The sequence below is a fragment of the Paenibacillus sp. FSL H8-0260 genome, from assembly GCF_045040625.1.
Lineage (GTDB): Bacteria > Bacillota > Bacilli > Paenibacillales > Paenibacillaceae > Paenibacillus_AQ > Paenibacillus_AQ odorifer.
The window spans coordinates 216,688-231,521 of sequence record NZ_CP150298.1 but is presented as its reverse complement, the minus strand read 5'-3'; the positions used below and the strand labels follow the sequence as shown (position 1 = coordinate 231,521).

Annotated in this window: 9 protein-coding genes; 1 reads left to right on the top strand and 8 read right to left on the bottom strand. The window is 37.3% G+C overall.

All coding sequences use genetic code 11. The features are described from left to right. Window positions 1-133: 133 nt before the first annotated feature. Window positions 134-2,167 (bottom strand): retron Eco8 family effector endonuclease, encoded by a 2,034-nt coding sequence (locus MHI51_RS01085; protein WP_405173489.1) that lies wholly within the window; start codon window positions 2,165-2,167, stop codon window positions 134-136. Between the two features lie 900 nt (window positions 2,168-3,067). On the opposite strand from MHI51_RS01085, the gene MHI51_RS01080 reads away from it, so the two are divergent. After that, complete coding sequence (locus MHI51_RS01080) at window positions 3,068-3,676, top strand: recombinase family protein (RefSeq protein ID WP_076218491.1); 609 nt, start codon at window positions 3,068-3,070, stop codon at window positions 3,674-3,676. Window positions 3,677-4,088: 412 nt separating this feature from the next. Here MHI51_RS01080 and MHI51_RS01075 read toward each other — a convergent pair whose 3' ends face one another. From MHI51_RS01075 to MHI51_RS01045, 7 genes are all read right to left on the bottom strand, one after another. Beyond that, a complete protein-coding gene (locus MHI51_RS01075; protein ID WP_179087466.1) occupies window positions 4,089-5,054 on the bottom strand; it encodes a toll/interleukin-1 receptor domain-containing protein in 966 nt (321 codons plus the stop codon). Beyond that, on the bottom strand, window positions 5,047-6,180 hold the full coding sequence (locus MHI51_RS01070; protein ID WP_081398181.1) for a toll/interleukin-1 receptor domain-containing protein: 1,134 nt from the start codon (window positions 6,178-6,180) through the stop codon (window positions 5,047-5,049). Before MHI51_RS01070 ends, MHI51_RS01075 begins: the two co-directional genes overlap by 8 nt. Window positions 6,181-6,210: 30 nt before the next feature. Beyond that, complete coding sequence (locus MHI51_RS01065; protein ID WP_256721840.1) at window positions 6,211-6,891, bottom strand: TIR domain-containing protein; 681 nt, start codon at window positions 6,889-6,891, stop codon at window positions 6,211-6,213. A gap of 28 nt (window positions 6,892-6,919) precedes the next feature. Next, window positions 6,920-8,797, bottom strand: coding sequence for a TIR domain-containing protein (locus MHI51_RS01060; protein WP_076218494.1), 1,878 nt, complete (start codon window positions 8,795-8,797; stop codon window positions 6,920-6,922). Between the two features lie 76 nt (window positions 8,798-8,873). Next, on the bottom strand, window positions 8,874-12,011 hold the full coding sequence (locus MHI51_RS01055; protein WP_076218495.1) for a type I restriction endonuclease subunit R: 3,138 nt from the start codon (window positions 12,009-12,011) through the stop codon (window positions 8,874-8,876). A gap of 22 nt (window positions 12,012-12,033) precedes the next feature. Continuing rightward, window positions 12,034-13,317: a restriction endonuclease subunit S gene (locus MHI51_RS01050; RefSeq protein ID WP_076218496.1), complete on the bottom strand. Its 1,284-nt coding sequence runs from the start codon at window positions 13,315-13,317 to the stop codon at window positions 12,034-12,036. Beyond that, window positions 13,307-14,830 carry a class I SAM-dependent DNA methyltransferase gene (locus MHI51_RS01045; RefSeq protein WP_076218497.1) on the bottom strand — a complete coding sequence of 508 codons (1,524 nt, stop codon included), beginning with the start codon at window positions 14,828-14,830 and terminating at the stop codon, window positions 13,307-13,309. Before MHI51_RS01045 ends, MHI51_RS01050 begins: the two co-directional genes overlap by 11 nt. Window positions 14,831-14,834 lie beyond the last annotated feature (4 nt).

Genomic DNA, 14,834 nt, shown 5'->3' with positions numbered 1-14,834 from the left:
CATTAGATGAAACGTCCCAAAGAATTGTCAGTTCTTTCGATAAAAAAAAGAATAAACTTTCTTTTCTTCATGGCGAAAAACCATAATAAATATGATTGTTTCGAATTTACTACTTCCCCTAAACAATAAAATTTTACACCAAATCCTCTAAGTAAACAAGTACTTTTCCTAATTCAGGGAAAAGTGTTTGGAATTCATGCCTCATTTTATATTTATCATTTTTTCCTGTAGGATTTATTTTATTTATATATACCCATTCTAAAAATATTGATATCCATCCGCTTGTTTTTCCATCGATTATAGCACTTGATGTCTTTAAACTTTTTCGGATCACTTTAATTTTTTCCAGTATTTTATAGAAGATAACATTCTGATCTTCAGAATCACTTTCAGTATTTAACCAATCTGTTTTACCAAATAACAAAACCTTTAATAAGTTTGTTTTTTGAACATCAGTATTTAATCCAGAATATAACTTTTTTAATAAGTCCTTCTTAGTTATAAAGGTGTTTAACCATTGATATATTAAATGATGATTTTCTTTTGTAATAATCGCTCCTTCGATAGTGGTTTGAAGAGGGAATAAGTTATATTGACAAAAGTATCTCTGTATCATTTCAATCAAATCTATTCGTTCATTTTCTTCTTCTAAACATAATCCTGAAGAGTCAATAGTAAAGGTAGAGTTTTTTATTATGTTTTTAATCTCTTTTCTTAATTTAAATGAATTTTTGAATTTATCTTTATACATATATTGTTCCTGCTTTTGTATATCATCATTTTTCAATGCATTAACATAAGAACTTCCCGATATACTAAATTTATTTTTTTTTGTAACATAACTTAGTATTTTATCCATATCTAACAGTACTAAATACTTAATCTTAGACTTTCTATCATTTGGATTCACTAACTGCAGCTTATCATTTTTTCCTTCAAAGGAATATATATCATACCTTAAGATACTCGGGAATATTTCTACAAGTCTATTGTTCTTAAATAGTTCCAATTCAGTATCACCTTCAACAAACAAACAGGCCTCTGAAAAAAACATATTAGCTTCATTATCTGATATTAACTTGTATTTTTTTTGCTTGAAACCATTGATTTTAGTTATAGTTGTACTGTTATAAAATTGATTGTTGGTAATATGAAAAATATTGTAATTATGGTTTTCTATTATTATATTTTTTGCGAAAGTAGGTGAATGAGTGGAAAAAATCCACTTTGTTGTTTCGTATCCTTTGTTTTCTTTTATACTTTTAACAAAATCTTCGATTTTCTTTAGATGAAGATGCAACTCTGGTTCATCAATCATTATTAAAGCTGATGAAAAATATTTATCTTCAAAAAGAATTAAAATAAGATCTACATAAATCTTCATATATGTAAATGAATTCATTCCATTTGACCCGGTACTCAATGGATGTGAATCATAACTAAATTCCGAACCACCTAGTTGCAATTTAACTATTTGGCTTATTTTCTGATAAACTGTACTTTTCTGTAGACGTATACCATTAGTATTAAATATTTTTAGTATGCTAGTAAGTACGCCCTGGTAATTATTTGTGATTGGGTCTTCATCAACAAATATACCTTGTATTCTCTCATTAATATCAACTCTCTGTCTAAAAGGTGCAATTGTTCCTATTAACTCCCACAAAGAGTCCCACTTAAGTAGATCAATACTACGTGATTCAAGAAAAAATATTGGAAATCTAACTGCTAAAAATGAGCGGAACTCATAGTCATCATTACTCCAAACCAAAGTTCCATTCTTGTTATATTTTAATGATAAAACCACCCTGTTCTCAATCGTGTATTTTTTTATGTATTCATCAATTCTTTCAAATAATTCATTTGTCGGCTCTATCAGATTCGAAAAAATTGTGCGGGTCTGAGCAGTTTCTTTTTTCTCATTTATCTCAGTAAAGTCATATTCAACACTTATTTCTAATTCATCATTATATGGATTATTTTTGTTAAACATGTCCAAATCATGATGTTTAGTAGTTAAATTCAAATAAAAAAAATGCAGAATTTTCATTATATTTGATTTGCCAACGTTATTCGTTCCAATAAAACAATTTACGTTATTAAGAAGATTTAATTCAATATAATCAATTGATTTACAATTAGTAATTGTCAACCGAATAATAGACAATAAAATTCCCCCACATCTTAAAAATTTTATATCATTTAATTAAGGACTCATTCTTTTTTCAATTCAATGTACGCAGGCGCCTATCTTAGAAGGTAATCATCCTTTCCAAATGTTCCAAATCATATTATTCTTCACTTTGAATACTAATTATATCAATGCTTTACTATCAAGGATAACATTTTTACTTGCACTAGTCTTACTCAAAAAATTTCGCCTTACTTATGAGACGGTTCATTCCGATGGATCTAATACAATCTTGTAAAATTGCTTAATAACACCTTTTTCATTTGGACTATTACTAGTCATACTATCTCTCACAGACAATGTTTTCTTTTATATAAATTATTATTATCCCATCTCTTCCGGAGCCATAAATCCCACTTGCTGAATGACAAGATTTATAGCCACTTTCTCAAAATCCAACGGATACCCTAATTTCTTCAATAATCTTTTGACACTAATCTGCATCTAGGCTTGTATATGCTTACGAATCCCAATCCATCTTGATATTTCTTTTTATCGCCACTAATTCCCGATCTTTTTCACAAGACACTTCCGTAATGCGTTACTTCTTATATAATGTTATTTCTTTCACATCTTATTTCATAGTGATTGTATTATAGTTGTTTCCCCCTAAGTGTTTATAATATACCGTTGCCCTCGGAACAATGAGCAAGATACTGTTCAAATGATACCCGACCAACCTAATCGGGGACGTACTCTTTTAATGACGTTCATAAAAGTACACTTTTGCGAACGATATAAAATCAAGGAAATAGAACTTTAATTTACGTTCGCAATAGTGATAATTCATTTAACAAACGTTCTATTAATAATATATACATTTACGAACGCTTTTGATAGAATATAAGCATGTCCTACAAAAAAGGAGTGCGGTATATGGACGTTCGTAAATTTGGGTACATACGGGTCAGTACAAAAGATCAGAATGAAGGACGCCAATTTGAGGCCATGAAAGAGCAAGGAATTCATGAACGAGATATTTTCATGGATAAGCAAAGTGGAAAAGATTTTAATCGAGTGAACTATCCATTATTAAAACGCATGCTCCGTAAAGGAGATGTTCTATATATTCATTCCTTAGATCGTTTTGGGCGAAATAAGGAAGAGATCCTTCAGGAGTGGAATGATATCACGAAAAATATCCAGGCAGATATCGTGGTTATGGATATGCCCTTACTGGATACTACCCAGTTTAAAGATAGCCTGGGTACCTTTATTGCCGATTTAGTTTTGCAGATACTTTCCTGGATGGCAGAGGAGGAACGAGATCGGATTCGAAAACGGCAGCGTGAAGGGATTGATTTAGCTCTTCAAAATGGAGTGGTTTTTGGCCGACCCAAGGCTAATCTCCCTGTAGGGTTTGAGCAGGTATATGTTCGGTGGAAATCAGGAGAGATAACAGCTGTAGATGCTATGCGTGAAATAGGAGTTAAAAAAACGACCTTTTATAAGCTCGTTAGGGAGTATGAAGATAAGGAACAGTAATCACTATTGTAATAGAAGAAACACGTTTGCCGTTATTCAAGTTACCTTTAAGCTACTATTGCCTAATCCTCATGTATGATAAAAGGGGAATTTAGGAGATTATCGAAAAAACGAAAGATAGTAGCCCCTTACAACGGGGCTACTATCTTTTATAGATTACACAAAAGTAGATACGTCAATAACGATACGATAACGCACATCACTGCGAAACCTCTGAAATTATCCAATAAGTGTAACAGAGATATTTACGGTTGCCTTCATCAATCCAAATATCGCTTGTGTAGCTACTGCTATAGCTTTTTTCAGTTTCAAGTGCCACTTTTATCTTATCAAAATCGTGTCTGATTTCCATGGTGGTAGGAAATAATCCAAATGCGCCGCTTGTCCAAAGAAAATAAATAAAGTATTAGACTTAGTTTTCTATAGCAATACCCGGTGAATGTCTATATTTAACAATGGTTTTATTGATTCTCGTTATACAATTATCCATATCTTCATCCAAGTCTATCATATGCTTTTCATCAAATCCTTTGGGTGTAATCGCTCTATCGAATTGGTCTAAAGAAATAGGAATACAAAATAAAGAGCCTTGGCTTCTTGAATGCATTAGTTCACTTATTATTTTTAATTCTTCTTGAAAATAGCCCGCTTGAATAATCGACTGTTCAGAAAAACATACAATAACAAATTCTGACTCTTCAAGTGTCTGTCGTATTTTTATCTTCCAATCCTCACCAGGGAGAATATCTTCTGTATCGATCCATACTTCTAATGCATAATCTTTAAGTCGCCTACACAATTGTAATGCAATATTCTTATCAATTCTCGAATAGGAGATGAATACCTTAGCTGGATTTACTATATGTCTAAGTTCTTTACGCAATAACTTTGTTTCTTCCAATAACTCATTCACTCTATTGTCTTCCCAAACAAAATCATTTAGTGTAAACATAAGCACTTTCGCAGCTTCTTTATGAATATCCCATAACTCATTAAGAACTCTACAGGCACGTTCGACATCAAGTAACTCAAGATCTTTTCCTTTTCTTAGGTAGTATATGAACCAACCTGCTTGCAAATTTGTTTTCCATGGTTTAATTAAAATAATTGACAATATTTCGGTTAATAATTCAATATCCTCATCTGATTTAGCATTCTCAACTATTTTTGCAAAATGAGCTCGTCTGCGTTCTGGTTGCGAAAATTGATGTAATTCCCAAAACCTCAACAACTCATCAAAATCAGCTGCTATGATGCCTATTCCGCCGTGAGTGTTCTTTATTTTCTCTTTTAGTTCTCTCCATCCTTGATTAATAAATTCATCATTCTCATTCCAAACTAAGCCTTTTTCATACTCATTAATTTTAATGTCAATCACTCCGAATCCATTGAACAGTTTCATGCTCGGCACTATAATCAAGTCCTGTAAATAACATGTCTTCTTCACCTAAAAGATTGATACAAAGTATTGGTTTTCCTAGACTACTAAAATAGTCTAACTCAAAATTAACCCATTCGGACTCAATGGAGTTCTTTGTTTTAACAAATACCAGGTTTCTGGATTGCTCTAATCTTTTTTGCAACACTGCTTTTGTATATTCACTTATTAGCTCTCTTTTCAAGAAATCATTGTCACTTGTCCAGTCACAGTATACATTAATAGAATGCTTATTGAAGGCTTTCATTATCTTCTTTATTATTTCTGAGTCTTTGTAACTATGTGAAATAAATACATCATATACTTTTTTGTTTTGCACATTGTTACTTTCAATTCTGTTTAATAAATCGAGAGGAGTCATGTAAAACTGACTTCTCTCTGTCATATATTCTTTTTTCTTTCCTTTATAATGTTTTCTTAATTTAGCGTAGCTTCCTGTCGATTGTAAGTACTTAAACGCCATATCCCTAATTTGGTTATTCCGTTCACTATCATTAAGTTTATAAAAAAACTCAATAACTTTTCTTGATTTGAATTTCTGAAGTTCTTTAAATATTTCAAGCTTTCCATCTATACTTATGCCTCTATTGTGATAAGCAGCAATAAATGCATCAATATAAAGTGGTTCAACGTTTTGAATAAGTTCATTAGCTTTAGCAATCTTTTTATTCCTACTTTGAATAGCAATTTGCCTCTTGGCTTTATAATTATCGAGCCTTTGTTGGTAACCACTCTTATCAAAGTTAGCCTTGTGCTTGGCAATCGCACCCTTAGATAGCATGTGTTTGACTTTAGGCAAATTAAGAAAGTGTTCTCTCGGGGGAACGGGCTTGTATCTGATCTTCTTACCGTTCTTTGCTAAAAATGCATCTTTCTTTTTATATTGATGATAACGTTGATCTAATTCCTCCCACTCTCTAGGATACAGATCTTGAAATAATTTCAAGAGTGTTTCAGCACTGTAGTTATAAGGTAACACATCAGATAAACGTCTCAATATTTGACTTAAATTCTTATTGATTCGCATTGTTTCACCAACATACTTCCTTTGGGCTATACCAGGCATACTTGCGATTCCCCTATTTACGAGTATATTTTAAACACCTTTTCGGATGTTATATTGGTCTTTATTTCCGTTAATGTTATATGCCATTTGAAGATATCCATCGATATTATCAATAAAATCAGACCACTTAACAGAACGAATGTACGAGTACTCTCCTGTGTATATTTTGTTACCTTCACTATGATTGCTACAATCGTTGTAAGTTGGTGACTTAATATTAAACATATTTTCTCTTAATATTGTAAATAAGGTATTGGTTTTCAGTGTCCTGCAATTACAATAGGGACACGTATTATCCTGAATGAAATACTCATAGCTGTTGAATTGGTCTGGTAAAACAACCGCCAGTAATGCATTAGTCCCGCTTGCTTTGCCGTTTCTCGTAAGCTCTTTCAGTGAATATGAAATCTCCCACGGTATCCACTGGTCTTCTTCGCTAGTAATAACCGACTTCATATTTTTTGAAATAAACACAAGGGTTATGCTGCTATCAAAAATCTTGTCCTTCAAGCTTGTCCATATCGTATCTTCCTTAAAATCACTAAGATCCTCACCATCAGCCTCACCTTTGTTAATGTGATCTTCTTCTTTTAGCTTACTTTGCAATTCATCTACGTAATGTCTTACGGTCGTAGAATAGTTACCGTTGAGAGGATAAACACTGCTATCCGAATATTTATATGAGATAAAAATTTTTCTTCCCAACTTCATCACTCCTATAAAATGTTTATGGATTGAATTAGATACCTAAGGCATCAAGCAATTTATTTGTGAGCAAAGCATAATCGGGGCTAACCATTAACTCTTGATTAAACTCTACAGATAAATGATTGGGCTTGCTCTGCCATCCAGAGTTTTGAAATCCTGATGCAATTTCTGCTGCTCTTCCCCCGACTGATCCAATTAGAAATACTGGAAGATCTCGAGATCTTGCTAACTCAATTTCCTCATCAACACCTGGTGGAATACCCGGCCTTTGAGTTTTACCCCCTAATACGATCATACATGCCGCATTTTCATGACTAACCATTGCTTTCCTCATCGCTGTTAGGCTCTTTCCACGATCATGTTCCACATGATCTACACCTGTTACCGTTGAATGAGAAGATACCTCATCTATAGTTGCCTGCGTAACAAAGTGTTTCGAGATAAACATATGATTTGCTTGAGTAAAATCATTAGCCCTTCTTAACTTCGCAATATCAAAAATAACTTGTTGGAAGGTTGGATGGGCTCCAAAAATAACTGTGCCATTCCTGTCAAGAATTACTTGTATAATGGCATAGAGTGCGTTCCACAAAGTCTGTTGGTATTCAGGTTCACAATCTGGAAATGCTCCAGATACAATTACTCCTTTTTTTTGATTGAATGATGGTAGTTGACCTCTAGAGTAAAGTTCTAAGCTTGATATATACTCATCACAAGAATCAACAAAGTGAGGATCATCAACTAAATCCTGATTGTTTTGTGATGCCATCGGAGCAAGCATTATTGCAGCATCATAAACATGACCTAGACGAGGGTGCTTGGAATATCCCTGTTCCAGAATGGTATTGTTAAATATAACCCGATCATCATCTTTGGGTATTCTTCCATAGAAGCTAACAAGATGCGTCATCGGTCGTTGTATATAGCGAAATCCTTTTCTGGGTATATTGACCTGATACATGTAGGATTGCTCACTTATGATTTCAAGAGTTATTTTCCCCTCTCGATCCAACTCACGCATCCTTTGCAAATTTCCAAAGATGGCCATGGCTTTGTCACGTGAAATTTCAAATGCTTTATGGATAACAGAATCAACTAGATTTTCATCAACTTGTCGCAAGCCTAAATCTATTGTAGAATCCAAAAAATGGGGAGAATCAGCTGGTTTTATTCTAAGATCTACTCGATTGGTCTCATCACCGAGTTTGACCCAAACAATGGGCAAATTCATTGATAATGCCATTTCGAGTTCTAACTCAATCCAAGGAGATTCACCGCTTTGAGGCGTGTCCAGAAAAATTACAGCATCACTCTTACGAAGATTACTTTCAATAACTTCTTGGGCTTGCTCCCCAACAAGAATATCACTTAAATCTCGAAAACGATTTTGAGCCCTTAAACATAATGCATCATAAAATCCGCCTGCAATTGCTTCACCATCGGATCTACGGTGACTTAAAAAGAGAGCCATGTTTCTCCTTGTTAACGTAGGTTGTAAGATTGAAATAGCATCTCTAGCTACAGCAATTGCGATGGTCTCTAGTTGCAAATTAGTTAGTTTTCTTCGTTCAAGAGCATCCTTAACATCAAAACTTTGGGGATCAGGTATACATTTAGGTGGTACACGATGAGCAGAAGTCATCGATATTGGATAGAATTTTGTATTGGCGTGAACTGCCTCATTAAGGAATGTCACAAACGTTGTAGAATAATCGTTATCCTCACGATTAAAAAAAATAATAATATCTTTATCTGTTGGTTGAGCCATCGATTGATGTAGTATCATTTCATTTTGGATTGGCTTTGTATCGGCATGCTTTGATAACTCATTTAGACAGAACTGATAAAATTCATGCGCTTTATTATCTCCGCTTAATGTAATGGATGGATCAACTATAAAAGCTCTCAACCGAATCATCTCCCATTTCTAATAAAGTTAAAAGGCGTAACTAAATAAAACTTCATTTAGCTACGCCTGATGTCTGTTAGTATTTAAAATCCTCTGTCTCTGCCTGAGCCATCAATTCTGCTTGCTGAATGATGAGGTCTATAGCCATCTTCTCAAGATCCGGCGGGTAACCGTATTTCTTAAGTAATCGTTTGACGGTAATCCGCATTTGGGCTCGGACATTCTCTCTAAGCGTCCAATCCACCTTGATATTGCTTTTTATGGCCTGGGTTAATTCATGAGCAATTTGCTTTAGAACGAGATCGCCCATTAATTCTTTGGCTGTTTCGTTTGAGGACAAGGCATCGTAGAAGGCTACTTCCTCTTTAATGAGTCCAAGATCTTCACCGCGCTTTACGGCAGCGTTCATCTCTTTAGCCATTTGGATCAACTCTTCAATGACCTGCGTTGTCTCGATGGTACGATTGTTGTATTTACGCACAGCTTCTTCTAGCATCTCAGAGAACTTCTTCGACTGAATAATGCTGACTCTTGAAACGGCCTTCACCTTACCCTGAAGCAGCCTTCTCAATAACTCTACCGCAAGGTTTTTTTGCTTCATCCCCCGTACATTCTCCAAGAATTCATTGGACAATATCGAGATGTCCGGCTTTTGCAATCCGACTGCCTCCATAATATCAACGACTTCGTCGGACATTATCGACTTGGAGATCAGCTGATTTAATTCAGCATCTAGTTCATTCGTCGTTTTCTTCTTATTTTCTGTCGTGATAATTTTGACGATTCCTGATTTGACAGCCTTGAAGAAACTAATCTCCAAGTTCACTTGCTCTGCAGCTTCAGTAGTTGCACATAGAGCATATGCTTTTGCCAACTCCGTTGTCCAGTTCACAAAATCACGTTTTCCTTGATCTCCGAGTCCCAGTACATAGTCGACGGTTTCAACGATGGCCTTCATCCGCTCAGAGGCTTTTTCTGAAGCGAATCTAGTATAGCCGTGTCCATGCAAAAGTTCTCTGATAAGTTGTAATCTCTCAAGCATGAAGTCAACCGCCTGATCCGTATCGATACCCGCAGTCTTGCGATCATTTTCCGTGTACCGTTGAAGTGCTGATTTCAACATATCCGCGATGCCGATATAGTCCACGATTAGACCGCCTGGCTTGTCTCGGAATACACGGTTTACACGTGCAATGGCCTGCATAAGGTTATGTCCCTTCATGGGCTTATCAATGTACATGGTGTTCATACTAGGGACGTCGAATCCCGTTAACCACATGTCGCGGACAATTACAATCTCAAGAGGATCTTTTAAATCTTTCATCCGCTTTGCCAAATGTTCTCTACGGCGTTTCGTTCCAATATAAGGCTGCCAATCTGCTGGATCACTGGAGGTTCCTGTCATAACGATTTTGATTTTACCCTCGTTGTCGTCATCACTGTGCCAGTCCGGTCGAAGCGCGATAATTTCTTTATACAAATCGATGGCAATACGGCGCGACATAACAACGATCATCGCTTTACCATACATGCCACCTTGCCGTTGCTCGTAGTGATTGACCATGTCTTTGGCGACTTGTTTGATCCGTTTCTCCGAGCCAGCTAACGCCTCTAACCGCGCCCACTTGGACTTCAGCTTTTCTTGCTGTGTATATTCTTGATACTCCGTAATTTCTTCATATTCATTATCGATAATAGGTCGTTCAGTATCAGATAATTCCAACCGGGCAATTCGACTTTCATAGTAGATCTTGACGGTTGTTCCATCTTCCACTGCTCGCGTCATATCATAGATATCAATATAATCACCGAAGACAGCAGGGGTATTCTTATCGGTCAACTCAACAGGTGTACCTGTATAGCCAATATAGGAGGCGTTTGGCAATGCATCGCGCATGTATTTGGCATATCCGTACTTAATGTTTGCCGAATCATCTCCTGTAACCATCTCAGCTTGAAATCCATATTGACTACGATGAGCTTCATCCGCGATAACAATAACATTACGGCGGTTGGTGAGTACTGGGTATTTCGATTCCCCTTCTTCAGGTGAAAATTTATGGACCGTTGTAAAAATAATTCCACCTGACTCTACCGATAACAACTCTTGTAAATGTGTACGGTTTTCGGCATGTTGCGGGGTTTGACGCAGTAAATCTTTCGACTTACTGAACGTAGCGTACAGTTGATCGTCTAGATCATTTCGATCTGTTACGACAACAATCGTCGGATTATCCATGGTCAGGACTAGCCTTCCGGCGTAAAAGACCATGGATAGGCTTTTGCCGGAGCCTTGCGTGTGCCAGATGACACCGATTTTTCGGTCCCCTTCCTCCATCGTCGCTCTCTCAGTACACGCTATCGCCTTGTTAGTTGCATGGTACTGGTGATAACCGGCTAATATTTTGAAGAGCTGTTCCCCATCCGTCTGAAACAATACAAAATGCTTGATAATATCAAGCAGCCTGCTTTTCTCGAACATACCTTTGATCAACACTTCTAGTTGAGGGAGAGTGGAGGGGGCCACATCTTCCCCGTCGATTGTCCGCCACATCATGAACCGTTCTTCATCTGCCGTCAAGCTTCCTACACGAGCATTAACACCATCACTGATGACCAAAAACGAATTATATGTAAAAAGAGATGAGATTGCCTTTTTGTATGTCTGTACCTGGTTGTATGCATCACTAATTCCCACTTCTTCATTGGAGGCGCTCTTCAGCTCCAAGACTGCGATCGGAAGGCCATTCACAAAAACCACCACATCCGGCCGCTTATCCTTTTGATTCTCAATTACTGTGAATTGATTAACGACCAGAAAGTCGTTATTATCTATTCGGTCAGGATGAGTATCGAATAGCCAAACTTTCTCCGTTGGATAGTCTCCGTTAGTCGCCCGGTACTGTACGTCAATACCATCGGTAATCATTTTCTGAAAGGCCTTATTATTGATTATCAGGCTTGGGCTGCGAGGAACTTCAATAATACGAATCGCTTCCTCGATCGCTTCCCTTGGCAGTCGCTTGTTGATTCTGATCAGAGCCTCTCGAAGGCGATCTTTCAGAATCACATCCTGATAGAGCAGCCTTTCCGGATATTCACCTTCAGGTGAGATTTCCGGACCGTAAGCTCTGTTATAATTCAACTCTTCGAACCACTCTAGTGTAGCTTGCTCCAAGTCGCTCTCGGTGTAGGATGTGGTGTATAGGGCCATAAGATGCACCTCCCTTGATTAGTTAATGGGTACTATATTTTTCACTGCTTTCTGCAACCATTGGCAGATCAACAACCTGTGCATATTCTTGCTCCACAGATACCCGAATTTCACCAGACATGAGTTTGGGGAGGACGGTATCTCTAATTAAAACAAGAGACTCATTTTCCCTCTCACATTTCTCAATCAAAGACCCGCTTGATTGTATTATATTATTAAAATGAGCGATCGTATCCAGTGAGGGAATAAGTACTGGCACTCGTTTCATCTCTCCACCAGAAATTTCTTTAAATGTAGAACCAGACGCTCTACTTTCAATATTGTCTGTATTGTACTTTAATAAATAATAGATAAATTCTGATCCTACATGTTTCGATGGAATTATTGATTTAAAACCCTGATTAGTTGTTACTTCATTTTTAGAAATTGCCATGTATCCAATAGGTGCTCTGGAACTAAACAAAACAGTCCCCTTAGGTAATAGCCTAGTACTTGAGTTTTTAAAACCTTTTTTTGTTATGTCAATTTGTCCCCGTGAGATATACTTATTCTTGTTAATTGAAAGGTCTTTTGGAGTTATCCAAGGAATACCTTGGTTTGTATAATATTCATCATTATTCTTTGAAGGAGTAGATCCACCAGCAATTTCACCCAGTTCGGAAAGGAGACCAAACTTCCACCCTTTAGGAAGCGACCCTAGTTCACTTTCCTCAAACTCACCGCCGCTAGTCTTGTATGGCTCTCCATTTTCATTCGGAAACTCAAAATCTACAAACCAACGCTTAAAAATAGCCTGTGCCACTTCTTCAAGGTTTTTGTTGATGGCGTTGTTGATTTCAATTTTTTCATCGAGGGCTTCTAAAATACCAACAATTTCTCGTTGCACTTTTAGAACAGGCCAATTAACACTAATTGGATGAACATGGTTTCTATTAAGAGTTGGATTAGCCGAACCAACGTCATATCTTTTTAGATCAAGTGTTTTCAGAAAATAATAAACAAATTTCGGATTGTTTCCTTTGAAGTCCTTGACCCATAACGATGTATCATGTGGCCAGTAGTCCTCTTTTACAAAGTAAACTGTTCCCAATGTACCCTTGCGACCAATAACTACGCCGGGCCCTTTTGCATGATATGTATCATGATATCCTGATATCCCACCTGAAGAAATGACTGGAATACTTCCATTTCTCATAACCTTCTTGGTAATATCAACACCACGTTGTAAAGTTATTTGTTCTCCTAAAGTGCAATTTACCCATTGAGTACTTCCCGAACTTCTTTCCAAATGATTTTCAAAACTCAAACCCAATCCCCCCAAGCTGCTTACGAATTTCATCTTCCAAGTGACGGGATTTAGTGAATTGCTCTGCTAATTCTGTAGTCAGACGAACCATCTTATCTTCAAACGGCTCACTGTCTTCCTCTATATCTTCAATTCCAACATACCGACCAGGTGTTAAAATATATTCGTGTTCTTGGACTTCTGAAAGTTTCGTCGCTTTGCAGAAACCTTTAACGTCCTCGTATTCTCCCGCATCAAGCTGTCCGCGCCAAGCATGATACGTATCAGAAATTGTTTTAATATCCTCAGTATTTAGCTCTTTATGAGTTCTATCAGCCATCTGTCCCATTTTACGAGCATCGATAAACAAGATTTCGCCGCGGCGGTCGCGTAACCCCTTAGGAGATTTATTCTTGGCCATAAACCACAAACAAACTGGGATTTGCGTCGAATAGAACAATTGGCCCGGCAAAGATACGATGCAATCCACCAAATCCTCATTGGCCAGCTTACTTCGAATCTCAAGTTCTGCTGTGGTACTCGTAGACATCGAACCATTGGCGAGCACGAAACCAGCCACACCACTTGGAGCAAGTTTATTTACCATGTGCTGAATCCAAGCATAATTGGCATTTCCAGCAGGTGGAATTCCATAGGCCCAACGAGCGTCGTCTATCAGTCTAGCGCCACCCCAGTCACTAATATTGAAAGGGGGATTGGCTAAAATGTAATCCGCCTTTAGGTTTTTGTGCAGGTCATTATGAAACGTATCTGCATGATGCTCACCTAAGTTGCTGTCGAGTCCGCGGATGGCTAAGTTCATCTTACACAATTTCCAAGTGGTCGGATTAGACTCTTGACCATATACCGCAATATCCCCAAGTTTACCCTGGTGCTCCTCTACAAATTTCTCACTTTGCACGAACATCCCGCCCGAGCCACAGCACGGATCATAGACACGGCCTTTGAATGGTTCAATCATCGCTACCAGTAGCTGAACAACGCTATTCGGGGTGTAAAACTCGCCGCCGTTCTTACCTTCTGCGCTTGCAAATTTACTCAAGAAATATTCGTACACCCTGCCGAGTACATCCTTAGAACGACTTTCTTCATCCCCAACTTTGAACGAAAACAAGTCGATGACTTCACCAAGCCGTGTTTTATCGAGTGCCGGTCTTGCATAATCCTTTGGCAATACACCTTTAAGCGATGGATTTTCCTTCTCGATGTCGATCATCGCTTGATCGATAATTTGTCCGATTTCTGGCTTTTTGGCATTAATCTTAATGTTGCTCCAACGCGCATCCTTTGGAACCCAGAAGATATTTGCCGCTATGTATTCATCCCGATCTTCTGGATCTGCATAGGGTTCATTTTTTAGTGCCTCGAATTTCTCTTCAAATGCATCGGATACATATTTCAGGAACAGTAAGCCAAGCGCGACATGCTTATATTCTGCGGAATCCATACTCCCGCGCAGCTTATCCGCCATGCTCCATAATTTTTCTTCAAATCCTATATTAGCTGTTGCCATGTTT